This is a genomic window from Rhizobium sp. 11_C7_N12_5 (genome assembly GCF_051811145.1).
Classification (GTDB): Bacteria; Pseudomonadota; Alphaproteobacteria; order Rhizobiales; family Rhizobiaceae; genus Rhizobium; species Rhizobium lusitanum.
Window position 1 is genome coordinate 3590806 of record NZ_JBPWPY010000001.1, and the last position, 17087, is coordinate 3607892.

Here is a 17087-nt window from a genome sequence, read left to right on the forward strand (position 1 = left end):
CTGCATTTGGGAGATCGAGCTAATAAAAAAGAGCGGGTCCTTGCGGCCCACTCTTCATCACACGATCAAGAATTTGAATGCGGATATAAGCCCGTTTCCGGCAAATTGCAAGGCTTTCGCGCCGAAACCTGCTCGGCTGCCTATTTCAGTACGCCGAGCATCGAACTGTCGGGATAGCAGGTGGGCTTCATGCCGCTCTTTTCCTGCCATTGGCCTATCGACCGTCTCGTCTTGTAGCCGGGCAGGCCATCCGTGCCGCCGACGTCGTAGCCCTTGCGCTCCAAAGTCTTCTGCATGCCGGCGACATCGGAGCGTAGCATCTTGCCGACATCGCCCCATTGGCCCTGGAAGGCGCCGCTGCCGGCGGCGATCCGGTCGGCAAGGTTGCCGATGTAAATGCCGTAGAGGTCGGAGTTGTTGTATTCCTTGATGACGTAGAAATTCGGCGTGACGATGAACTCAGGTCCGTCGCGGCCGGCCGGCACCAGCATCATGCCGCTGGCGCGCAATTCGTCTGATGGAAAGGCTTTGCCGGAAATCCTGGTGATGCCGAGCGATGCCCAGTGCGAGATCGGCTTGGCGAGATCAGGCCCTTCCTGGGCACAGGAAACAGCCTGCGGGATGGCGACCTCGTAGCCCCAGCTGCGGCCGCGCTGCCAGCCCTTCTGGACCAGATAGTTGGCTATGGATGCCAGTGTATCCGGCACCGAGGTCCAGATGTTGCGGTGGCCGTCGCCGTCGAAATCGACAGCATATTTCAGGTAGCTGGTGGGCATGAATTGCGGCTGGCCAAGCGCGCCTGCCCAGGACCCCATGAACTGATTGGGCGTGACGTCGCCATGGTCGAGGATGTGCAATGCCGCGATAAGCTCGGTGCGGAACATGTCCTTGCGGGTCGACATGAAGGCTTTGGTCGCCAGCACCTGGATCGCCGAATTCGGCAGCTTCGCGGCCCCGAAGCCGGTCTCGCGGCCCCAGATGGCCAGCAGGATCGGCCCCGGCACCCCGTAGGTCTTCTCGATCCGCTGCAGCACCGGGCCATATTGCGAAGCGAGGCTCCGTCCGGTCGCTGCCAGCTTTTGCAGCCGCGCCTCGTTGAAATACGGAGCGGGCGAGGAGAATTCGGCCTGCGTCTGCTTCTGCTCCTGGGGCTTTGGAAAGCCCGGGGGTACGAGATCCGGCAGGTCCCAGTTCAGCGTGATACCGGCAAAGGCGGCGCGGAAGGTCTTTTCGGATATCCCGTCCTTTTGCGCCTGGGGCCAGAGATCCTTCTGCAGCCAGCTCTGGAACTGCGCTTCGACATCGGCCTTCGAGGCGGCAAACGCGGGCAGGGGAAGGATGGTCAGGAGGAGGATGAGCAGCCGCAGAATATGTCGCGCGATACCCCCCTCTGTCCCTTTCGGGACATCTCCTCCACAAGGGGGGAGATCGTGGGCGGCGCGCTTCATGCCATATCGACGGTCCGAAGTTTCTGCAGATGCAGCTGCTGATTGTTTGGTGAAGACAGAGCTCCGGGTTACCAATCTCCACCCCTGTCGGGGAGATGTCACGAAGTGACAGAGGGGGGTGCGCACTCTCCTCATGCTCTGCCTCTCCTCAAATCGCCGTCCGCGCCCGCAGCGCCGCCGTCAGCGTGCCTTCGTCGAGATAATCGAGCTCGCCTCCTACCGGCACCCCATGGGCCAGCCGGGTGATCTTGATCTCAAGACCGGCAAGCTGGTCGGTTATATAGTGTGCTGTGGTTTGGCCTTCCACCGTGGCGTTGACGGCGATGATGATCTCGCGGACGCCGCCTTCGGCGACCCGCGCGATCAGTCCGCGAATATTGAGATCGTCGGGGCCGACGCCATCGAGCGGCGACAGCACGCCGCCGAGCACATGGTAGGCGGCATTCATCGCACCGGCCCGCTCCAGCGCCCAGAGATCGGACACATCCTCGACGACGATGATGACGGACTGGTCGCGGTGGTCGTCGGTGCACACGGTGCAGGGATCGACGGTATCGACATTGCCGCAGCGAGAGCAGATCTTCACCTTGTCATAGGCTTCGCCCATGGCGTGGGAAAGCGGCCCGAGCAGCTGGTCCTTCTTCTTGATCAGGTGCAGAGCCGCGCGCCGCGCCGAGCGAGGCCCAAGCCCCGGCACTTTCGCCAGAAGCTGGATGAGTTTTTCGATTTCGGGGCCGGTGACTCGCTTTGCCATGGGAGGCTTTTAGCCCATAAGCTCAAGGAACGGAATCACGGAAGGGATGATTGGCCGATGAAAATTCTGGCCATTTGCGTCGGCGCCGCCGAAACGCTGCCCGGCAGGAAAAGCAGGACCGGCATCAACAAACATGCCGTGAGCGGCGGCGTCATGATCGACGGGGAAGGTCTGATCGGCGATGCGATCTGCAATCGCGAGCATCACGGCGGCCGCGACCAGGCCGTCTATGTCGAGGGATCGTTGACGCTGGATTGGTGGGCGAAAGAACTCGGGCGCCCTCTGGAGCCCGGCACGTTCGGCGAAAATCTCGTCATCGAAGGGCTCGACAATTGCGCAGTCGCCGTCGGCGATAGATTCATAGTCGGCAATCTTGTTCTGGAGGCCACCTCGGCCCGTATTCCCTGCGCGACCTTCGCCGCGAAGATGGGTGATCCCAAATTCGTGAGACGCTATACGCGTGCGGGGCGCCCCGGCATCTACTGTCGTGTCGTCCAAGGCGGCACCCTAGCAGCGGGCGCTGTCGTGACCTACGTTCCCTATGCAGGCAGCCCCGTCACCATGCCGGAAATGATGGCGACTTTCGGCAGGCAACTATCGCCGCAGGATCGAGCGCGTTATCTGGCAGCACCCATTCACTACAAGCTGAGGGCCATGCTCGAGGGCGACGCCGGTAATCTCTAGGCTTACCGCATGGCGATCGCCACGGCAGCACCCGCCATGGTGCCGGCGCTGGCGCGATTGGCGATGCGGACGGCGCGGCGGCTCTTCAGGAACGTCCTCGCCTTTGCCGCAAGCATTGCCCAGGAAAGATCGATGACAACAAGCACCACGAACATCGTCGCCACAAGCTCGGCCCAGCCGGAAAGGGTGACGGCATGAAGATCGATGATCGAGGGCAGCAGTGCCACGTAGAACACCATGATCTTCGGGTTGCCCATGGTCACCGTGAAGCCGGCGAGGAAAAGCCGCGCGGCTGATGGCTCGTCCGGTAGCTGTTCCTCTGCCGTGTCCGAGGCCGCAAACCACATTTTCCAAGCGAGATAGAGAAGATAGGCGACGCCAAGCCATTTGATCACCACGAAGGCCCAGTGGAAGGTTTCGGCGATGGTCGCAAGGCCCGCAACGGCGCAGGTCAGCCAGATCGCTTCGCCCAGCCACATGGCGGAGAGAAAGGGCAACACATTGCGGGCGCCCTTGGTGAGCACGCGTGCCACGAGTGCTGCGATGTTCGGCCCCGGCGATCCAGCGGCGATGAACAGTGCACCGGCAAAAACAAGCAACATCGACAGGCTCATCGCATTCTCTCCGATCGGGCAGGCCAGAAGGCATATGGAAGGCACCCAGAAATAGCATCCTGGCTGCCGTTTTCCAAATTCCCGATGTGCTCCTCACCCGAGTTGCGCGCGAAATCGCTCGAAGAGTGCCTTGCCCTCAGGCCAATCGCTCAGCCCGGATGCTGAATTGATATGACCGAGTGGCCCCACACTCACAAACTCGCTGCCCCAGATTTCGGCGCTATCCCGGGAATAATCGTAGGGGCCGTAGGGATCGTCGGTGCTGGTGACGAGCATGGACGGAAACGGCAGCCGTTGCCGCGGCGGATTGGCGAAACTGCCGGCCCCAGTCAGATAGACCTCACCGGTCGGATCGGGTGGCGCGACAAGGAAGGCACCAAGGATCGGCGTTTTCTGCACGGGTGCCCAATGCGCGATTAGCTGGCAGGCAAGACTATGAGCGATCAGGATCGGCGGCGTTTTCGAGCGGGCGATCTCCCTTTCGAGCGCTTCGATCCAGTCTGTGAGCATCGGTCTGTCCCAGCTCGATGGCTGGAATCGTCGTATGTGCGGATCCTGCCGCTCCCACAAGGTCTGCCAATGATCTCCGTCGGAGCCACCAAGCCCCGGCAGCATGATGATATCGCTCATCCCTGTCCTCTCTCGCTATCTGGTGGAGAAAAACTGACATGTCGCTCAAGCAATTGACATTGCAATCCATTGGATAAAATCTTCTCCAACCGATGAATTAAAGGTGGAAAATGGAAAGCGCCGAGAAGGAGTTGGACCCGACTGACATGTCGATGATCGAGATCCTGCAGCGGGATGGAAGGATCTCGGTATCGGAACTCGGTCGCCGCGTCGGCCTTTCGCAGCCGGCGGCATCGGAGCGGTTGAAGCGGCTGGAAGAGCGAGGTGTGATCGCAGGCTATCGTGCCGTCGTCGATCCCGCTACGGTCGGGCTCGGCATGATGGCGGTCATCCGGCTGCGCACCTCGCATGAGCATATCCGTCCATGCCTGAAGCAGTTTTCGGAAATGCCCGAGATCATCGAAGTTCTCAGATTGACGGGGGAGGATTGTTTCCTGCTCAAGGTCCTCGTGCCGACAGCCGCCAACCTTGAAACCATCGTCGATTCCATCGCCCGCCATGGCGCGGTGACGACGTCGCTGGTGCTGCGGAACGAACCGGTAAAGCCGATCGGCCGCGAATTGATCCGCAAGACGATCGCCCGGTGAGGGAGCCTTTGGGCGCCGATCTTAGAAAGGCAGCTTGAAACCGGGCGGGATCGGCAGGCCGGCGGTCAGCTCGCGGGTCTTGTCGGCGGCGATCGCCTCGGCCTTTTCCTGGGCATCCTTGTTGGCGGCGACGATCAGGTCTTCGAGGATCTCGACATCGTCTTCCTTGAAGAGCGACGGATCGATCTTGATGCCCAGCATCTGGCTCTTGCCGTTGACGGTGACGGTGACGAGGCCGCCGCCGGCCTTGCCTTCGACGCGAATGTCGGCGATTTCCGACTGCATCTTCTCCATCTTGGCCTGCATTTCCTTCACTTTGCCCATCATGCCCATGATGTCACGCATCGTCATTGGTCCTTCTTTTGCGTATCGTCAGCGTAATTGGTGAGGATGGGATGCGAAGGCCGCTCCAGGCCGTCGAGCCCATGCGGTTCCGCTGCCGTTCATCCTACTCCTAGAATTCTATGTCGTCGCCCGGCAGAATATCCCCGTCGACGGATTCTGCGATGGCTGGAGCGGTTGTCTGCTCCTCCTCTTCTTCCGTCTCCGGTGCCCGCACGCGTACGTCGATGATCTTTGCACCGGGAAACTGCGACAGGATGGCCGCGACATCCGGGTCCTGCCGCGCATCGGCGACCCGCTGCTTCTGCGCGTTCGCTTCGGCTTCCACCAGCGTCGGCTCGCCTTCGTCGCGGCTGAGACTGACGATCCAGTGGATGCCGGTCCATTCCTTCAGCTTGACGGCAAGCTCGTTCAGCAGTGTGCCGGGAGCGCCTGATGTCAGGCTGACGTCGAGCCGGCCCGGCTCCAGCCGTACGGGGCGCACGAAGGTGCGCACCAGCACCTTCAGTTTCGGATCGCGCTTCTGGCCGGCAAGCTCGGCGATATCGGCCATCGAATTGATCGGCACGAGCGGCTTTGGCGCTTCGGTCGGCCTCGGCTCAATACGTCCCACGGGTTGCGAATCCGGCTGCGTATTCGGCACCGAACGCAGCATGGCAACCGGCGCCGAGGGCGCGGGTCGTGGCGCTGGTGTTTCGACGGCTCTCGCCATGGCAGTGCCCTGGTAGGAAACCGGTGTCCCTCCGCCGCTGCCGATGGGGGATGCCGACGGTGGGCGAGCACCGCCATTGCCATCAGAAAATTCCACAAGCCTGCGCGCGGCATCTTCCGGTGCGGGCAGATGCGCGGCATGCGCCAGCCGGATCAATACCATTTCGGCAGCACCGGCAGTCCGCGACGCGTTCTCGGTCTCGGCTATGCCCTTCAGAAGCATCTGCCAGATGCGCGACAGTGCCGTCACCGCCACGCCCTGCGCAAACTCCAAGGCTTTTATGCGCTCGACTTCGCTCAGCGACGGATCGTCGGCGGCTTCGGGCACATATTTCAGGCGGGTGACGAGATGGGTGAAATCGGCAAGGTCGGTCAGCACGACGACGGGGTTGGCGCCGGCCTCATACTGGCTGTTGAACTCGGCCAAGGCGGACGAAACATCGCCTTTGACGATGTGGCCGAAGAGATCGACGATGCGGGCGCGGTCGGCAAGTCCCAGCATCGAGCGCACGGCATCGGCTGCAACAAAACCGCTGCCGTGGGCGATCGCCTGGTCGAGCAGCGACAGACCGTCGCGCGCCGAGCCTTCGGCGGCCCGGGCGATCATGGCGAGCGCTTCCGGCTCCACCTCGATGCCTTCCTTGCCGGCGATGGTGGTGAACAGTCCCACAAGATCGGACGCGCTGATGCGGCGCAGGTCGAAGCGCTGGCAGCGCGACAGGACCGTGATCGGCACCTTGCGGATTTCTGTCGTGGCGAAGATGAATTTCACATGCTCGGGGGGCTCTTCCAGCGTCTTCAACAGGCCGTTGAAGGCGGCCGTCGACAGCATGTGCACTTCATCGATGATGTAGACCTTGTAGCGCGCCGATACCGGCCGGTAGCGCACCTGCTCGATGATCTCACGGATGTCGTCGATACCCGTATGGGAGGCGGCGTCCATCTCGATGACATCGACATGCCGGCCTTCCATGATCGCCTGGCAATGCTCGCCTGGCTCGCGCAGATCGATCGTTGGGCGATCGATGTCCGATGTCTTGTAGTTGAGGGCACGGGCAAGGATGCGGGCGGTCGTCGTCTTGCCGACGCCGCGCACGCCGGTCAGCATGTAGGCCTGCGCGATGCGCCCGGTCTCGAACGCGTTGGTGAGCGTGCGGACCATCGGCTCCTGGCCGACCATAAGATCCGTGAAGTCCTTGGGCCTGTACTTGCGGGCCAGCACCCGGTAACCGGTGCCGGTCGAGGCGGCATCTTTTGCTTGTCGCTCGCTGTCGCTCATCGCCCTGCTGTTGCCCGCAGAAAGCCGGGTCTTGCTTTCGGAAAGGGTGGGAGGCTGGCACGATGACCCGTGCCGGGCTCGTTAGGGCTGCTTCCTTCCGGACCTGACCCGGTTGGCGAGTGGCTCGTCCACCACCAACCTCCCAGATGCACATATCGGCAATATCGCCATCAAAAGCAAGCCAAGGTCAAAAAAAACTGCTAAACATTTGATAAAACAATGGAGGATGCCCCTTGAAAGACTTCGCTCTCGACGAGAGACTGGCGAATGACAGCGTTTCCGTCGTGATGACAGGCCTTTGCGACGTGCGCCTGATGAAGGATAGCCGTTGGCCGTGGCTTCTGCTGGTGCCCCGCCGGCCCGATAAATCGGAAATATTCGAGTTGACACCGCTCGACCAGATTTTGCTCACTTTCGAGACCGAGAAGGTCGCGAGCGCCCTGAAGGCGCTGACAGGGGCGACAAAAATCAACGTCGGGGCTCTTGGAAATATCGTCCGTCAGCTTCATGTTCATGTGATTGCGCGGTTCGAAGGGGACGCAAACTGGCCCGGCCCGATCTGGGGTCACGGCAAGGCGGAGCCCTATTCGGACGAAGATATGAACAGCTTCATAGCCAAGTTGCGGGACACGCTTTCACAATGAGCCATTCCATCTTTTCCTCGGATGCGCCCCATCCGGAAGCCAGCAGTCTCACCGCCTTTGCGGAAAATCAGCTTAACCGGGATGCCGAGCATCGCGACGAGGAATCGATCAAGCAGGCGCTGGCCAAGGAAGGCACGCATATCCTGGCCTTCGCCAAGGAGCAGCTGGTCTTGAAGCACGACGGCCAGGTGCTCGATCCGCTGTTTGCCCGCTACGAGTTGCAGGAACTCGATCCCGATTGGGAGGCCGCCGTGCTGCTCGGCTACCGCAGGACCGGCGAGCCGCGGCTGGCTGTGCCGGTACGCATCAACGCCGACGAGCTCGCGAGCCAGTACAAGCCGGCCGACATGCGCTCGCTCTGGCGCGACCTCTTGCTGGAGGGCGAAATCCTCGGCGAGGCGGCGCAGGGCATGAGCCTCATCCGCTGGAACAGCGACAACCGCTTCTGCGGGCGGTGCGGCTCCGTCATGGAAAGCCGCATCGGCGGCTACAAGCGGGTCTGCACGGCCTGTGAACACGTGATCTTCCCGCGCACCGACCCGGTCGTCATCATGCTGACGGTCGATGAGGAACGGAATCGCTGCCTGCTCGGCCGCAGCCACCATTTTGCGCCCGGCATGTATTCCTGTCTGGCCGGTTTCGTCGAGCCGGGCGAAACAATCGAGAATGCCGTGCGCCGCGAGACGCACGAGGAATCCGGCATCCAAACCGGCCGCGTGCGCTATCATGCGTCACAGCCCTGGCCGATGCCGCACTCGCTGATGATCGGCTGCTATGCCGAGGCGAAGTCGACGGAGATTCATATGGACGAAGCCGAGCTCGAGGACTGCCGCTGGTTCACGCCGGAAGAAACGCTTGCCATGCTCGATCGCGTCTCCGCCTCCGGCAACACGTCCCCGCCCAAGGGGGCCATTGCCCATCGCCTGATGCGCGACTGGGTGGAATGGAAACGATAGGTCTTTGCCTGCCATGGCACGCTCGGAACGCTTGTTGACGCTGCTGCAGACGCTTAGGCGCTACCGCCGCCCGGTCAGCGGTGCTGTTCTGGCGGAGGAAACCGGCGTCAGCCTGCGCACGCTCTATCGCGATATCGCGAGCCTGCAGACACAGGGCGCCATGATCGAAGGCGAGCCGGGCATCGGCTATGTTCTGAAGCCTGGCTTCATGCTGCCGCCGATGATGTTTTCGCAGGACGAGATCGAGGCGCTGGTGCTGGGGTCCCGGTGGGTGGCGCGTGCTACCGACGCGCGACTGGCGGCAGCGGGCGCGGATGCGCTTGCCAAGATCGCCGCGGTGCTGCCGGCCGAGATGCGCGACGAGGTCGATCAGGCAGCGGTGGTCGTCGCGACGCGCCGCATCACCGAGGACAGGACCGATCTTTCCCTCATGCGCAAGGCGATCCGCACGGAGCGCATGGTGCAGCTGACCTACGGCGATGTGAACGGCTCCATTTCGACCCGGCGCATCTGGCCCTTCGCGCTAGGCTATTTCGACAATTCGCGCATCATCATGGCCTGGTGTGAACTGCGCCAGGATTTTCGTCATTTCCGCGCCGACCGTATCGTCGATTTCGCGGTTCTGGAGGCACGCTATCCACGCCGCCGCGTCGCCTTGGCCAGGGAATGGCACGCCCGGGAGGGCGTCGTCCACAACTGATCTCGACACCCAATACTACTGCCAGAAACTGTCAGTAGGCTTGGCTATTATCGGCACCATCCAAGCAGGATGGGAGGACCGATCATGGCAAGCAACGTTTTCATCACTACGAAACAAGTGCAGCGCGGTGGCGTCGAAGCCGGCAATGATATTTCAATATCGGCACCGCTGGCTCGCCTCTCGCAGATTGTGCTTGGCTATTTCACCCGTCGCTGGAACCGCCTCGATATCGAGGAAACGCCGAATTCCGTGAAGCGCGATCTGGGCTTCCTGGACGGACGCGCCCCTTACCGTGAGGAAGAGCGGATGCACTAACCGCACCGCCGACTCACAGCCTAACTTCCGACACGCTCAACTCGCCTTCCGCCGGCAAGCTTCGCCCAGCTTGCCGGACCGCATATGCTCGCCCTTATATCCCCTAAAACCAAAGGAATATCCCGATGACCAACCCCAACCTCATCATCTTTTATGTCAAGGATCCTGCCGAGAGCACGCCGTTCTACCGTGACCTGCTCGGTCACGAGCCGGCCTTCGCCTCGCCGAATTTCGTGGCTTTCTCGCTCAACAACGGCTTCAGCCTTGGCCTGTGGCGTCGCAGCAGCGTCGAACCGCAGCCCTCCGCCATCGGCAATCGCGGCGAACTGGGCTTCATGGTCGAAGGCGCAGGCGCCGTCGAACAGCACTACAAGGATTGGAAGGCGCGTGGCCTGCCGATTGCGCAGGAACTGACGACGATGGATTTCGGCCCGACCTTCGTCGTCCTCGATCCCGACGGTCATCGGCTCCGGGTTTGTGAGCCGGATAAATAAGCTGCCAGGCGTGTGGCTTGCACCTCACCCTAGCCCTCTCCCCGCTCGCGGGGAGAGGGACGACAGCGAACCCTCGCCGGGCGCTGTGATGGAAGGAAGGCTGTGGATGCACCTATCCCCTTCTCCCCGCGCGGGGAGAAGGTGGCCGACAGGCCGGATGAGGGGCAAATCGTCCATTATTCGAGTTGACTTGCGGCATTCGCGGAAGAGACTGATCGATAACCCAGAGAGCTAGGAAGGCGCAATTGCTGCATCACATTTCATTCGGTGTCGCAGATATCGAGAAAGCCGCTGCATTCTATGACGCCGCATTTGCACCGCTTGGCTATGTGCGGGTTTGGGAAGACCTAAACCCAGGCAATCCCGACCAAGCGATCGGATATGGCCCAGCAGGCGGCGGCGACAAGTTCGCCATCAAATTGCGGGGCAAGGACGCTCGAGCTCCCGGCTCCGGCTTTCATCTCGCCTTTGCCGCACCAGGCCGCGAAGCCATTTCGTCGTTCTATGAGGCTGCGCTGGCTCACGGCGGCGTGGACAATGGGGCACCGGGTCTTCGGCCTCACTATGGCCCGAATTATTTTGCCGCCTTCGTCATCGATCCGGACGGCCATCGCATTGAGGTCGTTACCAAGGCTGCGGAATAGCTGACGGGTGGAAGCGCAGCGGTATCGCCATCCGCCCTCGTGGTTCGAGGCTGCAGCCCTTCGACAGGCTCAGGGTGCTTTCGCACCTCACCATGAGGACTGATCTTTTGTGCCGCCACAGAAGGCACTCCACCTCATGGTGAGGGGCACTGCCGTGGGAGCGCAGCGAAAACGGTGGTGCCTCGAACCACGAGGTGGCTTCCGACACGACCGGACTTAGAGATCGCCCCGCATCGGATGCCCCTTGTAGACGCCGAGGATGCGGACTTTTTCCGAGAAGAAGCGCAGTTCTTCCAGCGCGCGGCGCACATGCGCATCGGCGGGATGGCCTTCGATATCGGCATAGAATTGCGTTGCGACAAAACGGCCGCCGAGCTGGTAGCTTTCGAGCTTCGTCATGTTGATGCCGTTGGTGGCGAAGCCGCCGAGCGCCTTGTAGAGCGCGGCGGGAATGTTGCGGACGTTGAAGACGAAAGTGGTGACGATTTTTTCGTCCGGCGAGCTGCGTGCCGCCCAGTCTTCATCACGCGACAGGATGACGAAACGCGTCATGTTGTTTTCGGTGTCTTCGACATTCTCGGCGATGATTTCCAACCCATAGAGATCGGCCGCAAGCCGCGGCGCCAGCGCCGCCATGCTGCGGTCGCCGGTTTCCTTGATCAGCTTGGCGGCTCCCGCCGTATCGCCGGCAATGACCGGTTTCCAGCCATTGGCGCGCACGATGTTGCGGCATTGGCCGAGCGCGTGGATATGGCTGTGGACCGTGCGGATTTCTTCCTTTTTCACGCCAGGCAGCACCATCAGCTGGAAGCGGATCGGCATGAAATATTCGCCGACGATATGCAGGCGCGATTCCGGCAGCAGATGATGAATGTCGGCGACACGGCCGGCAATCGTGTTCTCGATCGGGATCATGCCGAGATCGGCGTCACCGTTCTCGATGGCGGTGAGGGCATCCTCGAAGGTCTGACAGGGCAGCGGTTCCATGGTCGGGAACATGTCACGGCTGGCCATATCGGAATTGGCGCCGTACTCGCCCTGGAAGGAGATCTTGTTGGTCTTGGTGATCATGGGACTGCCTTTGGGGAGTGCCGTCAGAGAGAAGCGGCGGAAAGGATACGGCGAGCCTTTTCGAGGTCGGCGGGAGTATCGACACCGAGTGGGATCGTGTCAACGATCTCGACGTCGATGCGCATGCCGGCTTCCAGCGCCCGCAGCTGCTCCAGCGATTCGCGCAGTTCCAGCGGCGATGGGCCGAGGCTGACGAATTTCGCGAGCGCCGCGCGACGATAGGCATAAAGGCCGATATGATGATAGAGCGGACCATTCCCGTAGGGCGCGGTCGTCCGGGTGAAATAGAGCGCCCGCAGGCGATTGTCCGAAATGGCCGAACCGACCACCTTGACGACGCTCGGCGCCGTCTTTTCTTCCTCGTCCTTGATCTCGACGGTCAGCGTGGCAATGTCGACGGCCGGATTTTCGAGCGGACGCAGCGATGCGCGGATGGTTTCGGGATCGATTGTGGGAAGGTCGCCCTGGACATTGACGATGATTTCGGCGCGGCCTTCGGGATCGACGACCTGCAGCGCCTCATAGATGCGGTCCGAGCCCGATTGATGATCCCTGCGCGTCATGACGACTTCGAAGCCGGCATTGGCAACGGCGGCATAGGTATCCTCGTGATCGACGGCGACGACGATGCGACCGATCGCCGCCTCGCGCGCACGCTTGGCAACCTGTACGATCATGGGCAGGCCGCAAATATCCGCGAGCGGCTTGCCCGGCAGGCGAGTGGAAGCGATGCGGGCGGGAATGAGGACCAGGGTCTTGTCTAAATTTGAATCTGTCATTCTTGGGCCTTCTATTCCCGCGGGAAAAGTGTCAAAACGTCTCATGGTGGAGGCGGTTTACAGAGTTGCAAGAAACAGCCAAAAGACATAGGTTTCGCGCGAATTCAAGATGGGCCGGCAGAGGATGCTGGTGGCGAGGGGAGCATAGCAGATGAATTCATCCTACGTGAACATGGGAGTCGGGGCACTTTTGGCCACGCTGTTCGTGTTGAAGTCCGTGTCGCTCGCGTCAGGATTTATTTTCCATTCAGAGGCACCGGAAAAGCCCGGTTTCGCCATAGTCGCGGCCGAGGAGCCGGCTGCAGGCGACAAGGCCGCGGCCGCCAAGCCGGATACGCCGATCGCTCAGCTCTTGCAGAAGGCTGATGCCAAGGTCGGCGAAACGATCTTCAAGAAGTGTCAAGCCTGTCATTCCGGGGAAAAAGGCGGACCGAATAAGGTCGGCCCGGATCTCTGGGGCATCGTCGATCGCCCGGTCGGCGAGCATGAGGGCTTTGCCTATTCCTCCGGCATGAAGGACTTCTCCAAGGGCGGCTCGGAAAAGTGGACTTACGATCATCTCTATCACTTCCTCGCTGCTCCGAAGAAGTTCGTTGCGGGAACGGCAATGGGCTTTGCCGGCCTGCCCAAGGAAGAGGATCGCGCCAACGTGATCGCCTATCTGCGCACGCTTGCCGATACGCAGGTGCCGCTGCCGGATCCGAACGCCGCGCCGGCTGCTGCGACCAACTGATATTGACACCAGTACCCGCAATCGAAAGCCCGGTCAGAATAGCCGGGCTTCTTCGTGCCGTTTTTCAGAGGGCATGCTTGCGCGAGCGCGTCCTCTGATCGAGATCATAGACCTTCAGCCCTTCCTCGGCCTTGGGCGGCACGCGCCATTCCTGCGGAGCCAATGCCTTGCGGCCGTCGCGCAAGCCAGCGTCCCAATGCTCGCGCATCGAAAGCGCTGAGAACTCGTAGTCCTTGGAATGTGAGCGGAACTGCTTGTTGCGATAGATCAGGTGGATGATGGTGACGCTGTAGTCGCAGCTATGCACCTGCAGCTTCTGGATTTCGGGGTCGGCCTTGGCCTCATCGGGAAGGCGGGCATAAAGTTCGGATATGGCGCGCCTCAGGCGGTGACGCTCCAGAAAGAGGTCGGTGTTCAGTCGGGTGCGGCTCGAATAGGTGATGTCCTTGCGCCGCTCCTCGACTTCTTCGAGATCCTGCGGCAGATTGCCGACGGCGCTGAAGAGATCGACCTGAAACACCACGGTATCGACGCCTGCGCCGTTGCTGAGCACATAGCCCAGCGGCGTGTTCGAAACCAGGCCGCCGTCCCAGTATTGCTCGCCGCCGATCTTGATCGCCGGAAAGCCCGGCGGCAGGGCACCGCTCGCCATTACGTGTTCCGGCGTGATCTTGGTGTCCTTATTATCGAAAAAGGCGAAGTTGCCGGTGCGCACATTGACCGCACCGAGGCTGAGCCGCACCGGGCCGTGATTGATTCGGTCGAAATCGACATGGTCGAGCAGCGTCTGACGCAATTGCTCGGTGTCGTAGATGCTGGTCGCGCCCTTGGAACCAGGCGCCTGGAACCAGGATGGAATCTGCCAGGGCGAAAAGAAGCCGGGGACGCCGAAGGTCGACACCCACCAGCTGCTGACCGTGCGATAGAAAGCGGTGCTCTGGCGCTGCTGTTCCATCAGCACGTCGACCGGGAGCTGGATGCCGACCTTGTTCCAAAAGGAGCGCAGCGCCTTGAGCCGCTCTCCCGGCACATTGCCGGCCATGATCGAGGCGTTGATCGCGCCGATCGAGATGCCGGCGATCCAGTCGGGTTCGATATTCTGTTCTCGGAGCGCTTCGAAGGCGCCCGCCTGATAGGAGCCGAGAGCGCCGCCTCCCTGGAGTACGAAGACTTTCTGCGAATAGGCCGAAGCGGGATTGGTGAGTGGAGCTGCAATATTCATGTGCCATCCTTTGCTGCGCTTCAGTCTTCAAGGCTGCGATGCGCAAATATATGACCATTTTCCTGCCTGTTTCTCCGAATGCGGAGATATGTCGTCCCGGCCATTGGCGGCTTGGGGCCGGCCTAGCCGAGAATATAGGCCCAGAGCGACACCGAAAATGCGCCGAGCGCGGTCGTCAGCGTAATCGTCGAGGCTGCGAGACTGTGACCGACGCCGAAGCGATTGGCAATCAGCCAGGCGTTCACACCTGTTGGAACTGCGGCTGTGAGCACGAGTGCGGCCCGCCATTCCGGGCTGAGACCGAGGAGGTGGCCGGCCGCCAGCACGCAGGCCGGCAGCAGGAAAAGCTTGAAAGCCGCCATGACGCTGGTGATGCCGAGATTGCCTGATAGCCCGTATTGGCGCAGCGCCATGCCGAGCGAGATCAGCGCCGCCGGGCCGGCAATATTGGCGATGCTGTCGACGACGGTGCTAAGCGTCGCCGGCAAGGGAATGCCGACGATATGCACGACGAGGCCGCAGAGAAGCCCGATGACCAGCGGATTGCGGACAAGGTTCCTGCCGACCTGCCGGAGGAGCTTCCATATGCTGCGGCCGGCGCCGCCGTTTTCCTTGCGTTCGGCCTGCTCCATCAGCAGCGTGCCGGCGATCATCATCGTCGGCAGATGCACGGCAATCAGGATCGACATCGCCATGATGCCGTCTGGCCCGACCGTGCGCCCCACCAGCGGCAGGCCGATGAAGATCGTGTTGGCGAAGGCGGAGGACACGCCGGCCAGTACGCCGATGCGCGCATCCCGCCCGAACAGCCGCGTCGCCACCAGATGGCCGGCAGTCCAGGTGATGGCAACGCCAGAGAAATAGGCGATCCACAATCGAAACGGCGAGGCGCCGCGAAAATTCGCCTCCGCAATGGTCTGGAACAGCAGCAGCGGCACGGCGATCTTGAACACGAACTCGCTCATCGCCTCGCCGACCTCGGCCTTCAAGAGGCCGGTGCGCACGATCACCCAGCCGACGAGAATCAGCAGGAAAACCGGAAGGACGTCGGTAAAGATTTCGGACATGCCGGGCGAGGGCCGTGAAGGGTGAGCTCGAGGGATTTGACCCGGAAGTTGTAGCAGCTTGGCCCATCGTGAGAAGCCGCAAAAGAAAAAAAGCGGGATCAAACCCGCTTTTGCCGATCCGGTCCCGCCGGACGGTCCTCCCGGTGCACATGCCGCCAGTTCATCCGTGGTCGGCCCGCGTACCGGGGAGGAGGAAGGTATCATAACTTCCCAGGCTGGCTTGGAGGCCTTGTGAGCTTCCGATCCCAGCCGCTTGTTAAGGATTTACACATGGAAAGTGACAGCCGAATGACTGATGGGAATTAAGTTAACTTTCCCGGTGCCGATTTTTCTTCCAAACTTCGGAAAAACCGATAATACCGGATACCGGCTATCACCTATACCGGGACCCTCCTATTGATGACTCGCTTCGATGTACTGACCGTTGGCAATGCCATCGTCGACATTATCGCCCGCTGTAACGATCAGTTCCTGATCGACAACAAAATCACCAAGGCCGCGATGAATCTCATCGATGCCGAGCGCGCGGAACTCCTCTATTCCCGCATGGGCCCGGCGCTTGAGGCGTCCGGCGGCAGCGCCGGCAATACGGCCGCGGGTGTGGCGAATTTCGGCGGCAGGGCCGCTTATTTCGGCAAGGTCGCCGAGGATCAGCTCGGAGAGATCTTCGCTCACGATATCCGCGCCCAGGGCGTGCATTATGAGACCAAGGCGAAAGGCACCTTCCCGCCGACCGCCCGTTCGATGATCTTCGTCACCGAGGACGGCGAGCGCTCCATGAACACCTATCTCGGCGCCTGCGTGGAGCTTGGTCCGGAAGACGTCGAGGAAGATGTCGTCGCCGACGCCAAGGTCACCTATTTCGAAGGCTATCTCTGGGATCCGCCGCGCGCCAAGGAAGCGATTCGCGAATGCGCCCGCATCGCCCACGCCAATGGCCGCGAAATGTCGATGACCTTGTCCGACAGTTTCTGTGTCGGCCGCTATCGCGGCGAATTCTTAGACCTGATGCGTTCGGGCACGGTCGATATAGTCTTCGCCAATCGCGATGAGGCTTTGTCGCTTTACGAGACCGAAGATTTCGACACGGCGCTGACGCTGATTTCAGCCGATTGCAAGATCGCAGCTGTCACGACAGGCAAGGACGGCGCCGTCATCGTGCGCGGCACCGAACGTTATGTGGTCGATGCCCATCCGATCGAGGAGCGCGTCGATACGACCGGTGCCGGTGATCTCTTCGCCGCCGGTTTCCTGTTCGGCTATACGCAGGGCCGTACGCTCGAAGATTGCGGCAAGCTCGGCAACCTCGCCGCAGCTATCGTCATCGAGCAGATCGGTCCGCGGCCGATGCGATCGCTGTCGGAAGCCGCCAAGGAATTCGGGCTCCTTTGATGGGGCTCGTTGTCTAAAGCT

General features: G+C 61.4%; 20 protein-coding genes and 1 other RNA gene. 10 read left to right on the top strand and 11 right to left on the bottom strand.

The window, feature by feature from the left end:
- Positions 1 to 140: 140 nt before the first annotated feature.
- Both AB8B29_RS17545 and recR read right to left on the bottom strand, forming a co-directional pair.
- Complete coding sequence (locus AB8B29_RS17545) at positions 141 to 1583, bottom strand: lytic murein transglycosylase (RefSeq protein ID WP_439006616.1); 1443 nt, start codon at positions 1581 to 1583, stop codon at positions 141 to 143.
- Between the two features lie 13 nt (positions 1584 to 1596).
- Positions 1597 to 2202, bottom strand: coding sequence for a recombination mediator RecR (recR, locus tag AB8B29_RS17550; protein WP_037199271.1), 606 nt, complete (start codon positions 2200 to 2202; stop codon positions 1597 to 1599).
- A gap of 57 nt (positions 2203 to 2259) precedes the next feature.
- On the opposite strand from recR, the gene AB8B29_RS17555 reads away from it, so the two are divergent.
- The gene (locus AB8B29_RS17555; protein ID WP_037199269.1) at positions 2260 to 2886 is read left to right on the top strand and encodes an MOSC domain-containing protein; all 627 of its coding nucleotides are present in this window, start codon (positions 2260 to 2262) and stop codon (positions 2884 to 2886) included.
- Between the two features lie 2 nt (positions 2887 to 2888).
- On the opposite strand, the gene AB8B29_RS17560 is transcribed toward AB8B29_RS17555, so the two are convergent.
- Entirely contained in the window at positions 2889 to 3500 is a 612-nt protein-coding gene (locus AB8B29_RS17560; RefSeq protein ID WP_037199268.1) for a LysE family translocator, read from the bottom strand.
- Positions 3501 to 3593: 93 nt separating this feature from the next.
- Positions 3594 to 4130 (bottom strand): RBBP9/YdeN family alpha/beta hydrolase, encoded by a 537-nt coding sequence (locus AB8B29_RS17565; RefSeq protein WP_037199266.1) that lies wholly within the window; start codon positions 4128 to 4130, stop codon positions 3594 to 3596.
- Between the two features lie 110 nt (positions 4131 to 4240).
- Between AB8B29_RS17565 and AB8B29_RS17570 the strand changes: the two genes are divergently transcribed.
- Positions 4241 to 4717 carry an Lrp/AsnC family transcriptional regulator gene (locus AB8B29_RS17570; protein ID WP_047561139.1) on the top strand — a complete coding sequence of 159 codons (477 nt, stop codon included), beginning with the start codon at positions 4241 to 4243 and terminating at the stop codon, positions 4715 to 4717.
- A gap of 21 nt (positions 4718 to 4738) precedes the next feature.
- Here the strand turns inward: AB8B29_RS17570 and AB8B29_RS17575 are convergent, their stop codons facing one another.
- The 3 genes from AB8B29_RS17575 to ffs all read right to left on the bottom strand — a co-directional run bounded on the left by AB8B29_RS17575 (position 4739) and on the right by ffs (position 7192).
- The gene (locus AB8B29_RS17575; RefSeq protein WP_037199350.1) at positions 4739 to 5062 is read right to left on the bottom strand and encodes a YbaB/EbfC family nucleoid-associated protein; all 324 of its coding nucleotides are present in this window, start codon (positions 5060 to 5062) and stop codon (positions 4739 to 4741) included.
- A 109-nt stretch (positions 5063 to 5171) separates the two neighbouring features.
- Positions 5172 to 7049 carry a DNA polymerase III subunit gamma/tau gene (locus AB8B29_RS17580; protein WP_047640547.1) on the bottom strand — a complete coding sequence of 626 codons (1878 nt, stop codon included), beginning with the start codon at positions 7047 to 7049 and terminating at the stop codon, positions 5172 to 5174.
- 46 nt (positions 7050 to 7095) lie between these two features.
- An RNA gene (ffs, locus tag AB8B29_RS17585) (signal recognition particle sRNA small type) lies at positions 7096 to 7192 on the bottom strand.
- A gap of 90 nt (positions 7193 to 7282) precedes the next feature.
- On the opposite strand from ffs, the gene AB8B29_RS17590 reads away from it, so the two are divergent.
- From AB8B29_RS17590 to AB8B29_RS17615, 6 genes are all read left to right on the top strand, one after another.
- Entirely contained in the window at positions 7283 to 7693 is a 411-nt protein-coding gene (locus AB8B29_RS17590) for an HIT family protein (protein ID WP_112442426.1), read from the top strand.
- On the top strand, positions 7690 to 8649 hold the full coding sequence (gene nudC / locus AB8B29_RS17595) for an NAD(+) diphosphatase (protein ID WP_037199262.1): 960 nt from the start codon (positions 7690 to 7692) through the stop codon (positions 8647 to 8649). Before AB8B29_RS17590 ends, nudC begins: the two co-directional genes overlap by 4 nt.
- 13 nt (positions 8650 to 8662) lie before the next feature.
- Positions 8663 to 9349, top strand: a complete 687-nt coding sequence (locus AB8B29_RS17600; RefSeq protein ID WP_037199261.1) for a helix-turn-helix transcriptional regulator — start codon at positions 8663 to 8665, stop codon at positions 9347 to 9349.
- 84 nt (positions 9350 to 9433) lie between these two features.
- Positions 9434 to 9664 carry a hypothetical protein gene (locus AB8B29_RS17605; RefSeq protein ID WP_210263330.1) on the top strand — a complete coding sequence of 77 codons (231 nt, stop codon included), beginning with the start codon at positions 9434 to 9436 and terminating at the stop codon, positions 9662 to 9664.
- A gap of 125 nt (positions 9665 to 9789) precedes the next feature.
- Entirely contained in the window at positions 9790 to 10158 is a 369-nt protein-coding gene (locus AB8B29_RS17610; protein WP_037199259.1) for a VOC family protein, read from the top strand.
- Positions 10159 to 10403: 245 nt separating this feature from the next.
- Entirely contained in the window at positions 10404 to 10802 is a 399-nt protein-coding gene (locus AB8B29_RS17615) for a VOC family protein (protein ID WP_112442424.1), read from the top strand.
- Positions 10803 to 11018: 216 nt separating this feature from the next.
- Here AB8B29_RS17615 and AB8B29_RS17620 read toward each other — a convergent pair whose 3' ends face one another.
- Positions 11019 to 11873, bottom strand: a complete 855-nt coding sequence (locus AB8B29_RS17620) for a prephenate dehydratase (protein ID WP_047561129.1) — start codon at positions 11871 to 11873, stop codon at positions 11019 to 11021.
- A gap of 23 nt (positions 11874 to 11896) precedes the next feature.
- Positions 11897 to 12652 carry a 3-deoxy-manno-octulosonate cytidylyltransferase gene (locus tag AB8B29_RS17625; RefSeq protein ID WP_112442422.1) on the bottom strand — a complete coding sequence of 252 codons (756 nt, stop codon included), beginning with the start codon at positions 12650 to 12652 and terminating at the stop codon, positions 11897 to 11899.
- A gap of 151 nt (positions 12653 to 12803) precedes the next feature.
- Here AB8B29_RS17625 and AB8B29_RS17630 point away from each other — a divergent pair, with 151 nt between their 5' ends.
- Positions 12804 to 13385: a c-type cytochrome gene (locus AB8B29_RS17630; protein WP_037199255.1), complete on the top strand. Its 582-nt coding sequence runs from the start codon at positions 12804 to 12806 to the stop codon at positions 13383 to 13385.
- Positions 13386 to 13449: 64 nt separating this feature from the next.
- Here the strand turns inward: AB8B29_RS17630 and AB8B29_RS17635 are convergent, their stop codons facing one another.
- Entirely contained in the window at positions 13450 to 14607 is a 1158-nt protein-coding gene (locus tag AB8B29_RS17635) for a patatin-like phospholipase family protein (RefSeq protein ID WP_047640558.1), read from the bottom strand.
- 122 nt (positions 14608 to 14729) lie between these two features.
- The gene (locus tag AB8B29_RS17640; protein ID WP_112442421.1) at positions 14730 to 15674 is read right to left on the bottom strand and encodes an AEC family transporter; all 945 of its coding nucleotides are present in this window, start codon (positions 15672 to 15674) and stop codon (positions 14730 to 14732) included.
- A gap of 399 nt (positions 15675 to 16073) precedes the next feature.
- Between AB8B29_RS17640 and AB8B29_RS17645 the strand changes: the two genes are divergently transcribed.
- Positions 16074 to 17066 (top strand): adenosine kinase, encoded by a 993-nt coding sequence (locus AB8B29_RS17645; protein ID WP_037199252.1) that lies wholly within the window; start codon positions 16074 to 16076, stop codon positions 17064 to 17066.
- The last annotated feature ends 21 nt before the right edge of the window (positions 17067 to 17087 follow it).

What these genes read in the sequence shown, in the direction of transcription:
- AB8B29_RS17565 (WP_037199266.1), bottom strand. Translation starts at nt 4,130, where the DNA reads ATGAGCGATATCATCATGCTGCCGGGGCTTGGTGGCTCCGACGGAGAT.
- AB8B29_RS17645 (WP_037199252.1), top strand. Translation starts at nt 16,074, where the DNA reads ATGACTCGCTTCGATGTACTGACCGTTGGCAATGCCATCGTCGACATT.
- AB8B29_RS17610 (WP_037199259.1), top strand. Translation starts at nt 9,790, where the DNA reads ATGACCAACCCCAACCTCATCATCTTTTATGTCAAGGATCCTGCCGAG.
- AB8B29_RS17575 (WP_037199350.1), bottom strand. Translation starts at nt 5,062, where the DNA reads ATGCGTGACATCATGGGCATGATGGGCAAAGTGAAGGAAATGCAGGCC.
- AB8B29_RS17560 (WP_037199268.1), bottom strand. Translation starts at nt 3,500, where the DNA reads ATGAGCCTGTCGATGTTGCTTGTTTTTGCCGGTGCACTGTTCATCGCC.
- AB8B29_RS17570 (WP_047561139.1), top strand. Translation starts at nt 4,241, where the DNA reads ATGGAAAGCGCCGAGAAGGAGTTGGACCCGACTGACATGTCGATGATC.
- recR (WP_037199271.1), bottom strand. Translation starts at nt 2,202, where the DNA reads ATGGCAAAGCGAGTCACCGGCCCCGAAATCGAAAAACTCATCCAGCTT.
- nudC (WP_037199262.1), top strand. Translation starts at nt 7,690, where the DNA reads ATGAGCCATTCCATCTTTTCCTCGGATGCGCCCCATCCGGAAGCCAGC.
- AB8B29_RS17635 (WP_047640558.1), bottom strand. Translation starts at nt 14,607, where the DNA reads ATGAATATTGCAGCTCCACTCACCAATCCCGCTTCGGCCTATTCGCAG.
- AB8B29_RS17620 (WP_047561129.1), bottom strand. Translation starts at nt 11,873, where the DNA reads ATGATCACCAAGACCAACAAGATCTCCTTCCAGGGCGAGTACGGCGCC.
- AB8B29_RS17630 (WP_037199255.1), top strand. Translation starts at nt 12,804, where the DNA reads ATGAATTCATCCTACGTGAACATGGGAGTCGGGGCACTTTTGGCCACG.
- AB8B29_RS17555 (WP_037199269.1), top strand. Translation starts at nt 2,260, where the DNA reads ATGAAAATTCTGGCCATTTGCGTCGGCGCCGCCGAAACGCTGCCCGGC.
- AB8B29_RS17605 (WP_210263330.1), top strand. Translation starts at nt 9,434, where the DNA reads ATGGCAAGCAACGTTTTCATCACTACGAAACAAGTGCAGCGCGGTGGC.
- AB8B29_RS17600 (WP_037199261.1), top strand. Translation starts at nt 8,663, where the DNA reads ATGGCACGCTCGGAACGCTTGTTGACGCTGCTGCAGACGCTTAGGCGC.
- AB8B29_RS17580 (WP_047640547.1), bottom strand. Translation starts at nt 7,049, where the DNA reads ATGAGCGACAGCGAGCGACAAGCAAAAGATGCCGCCTCGACCGGCACC.
- AB8B29_RS17625 (WP_112442422.1), bottom strand. Translation starts at nt 12,652, where the DNA reads ATGACAGATTCAAATTTAGACAAGACCCTGGTCCTCATTCCCGCCCGC.
- AB8B29_RS17545 (WP_439006616.1), bottom strand. Translation starts at nt 1,583, where the DNA reads ATGAGGAGAGTGCGCACCCCCCTCTGTCACTTCGTGACATCTCCCCGA.
- AB8B29_RS17640 (WP_112442421.1), bottom strand. Translation starts at nt 15,674, where the DNA reads ATGTCCGAAATCTTTACCGACGTCCTTCCGGTTTTCCTGCTGATTCTC.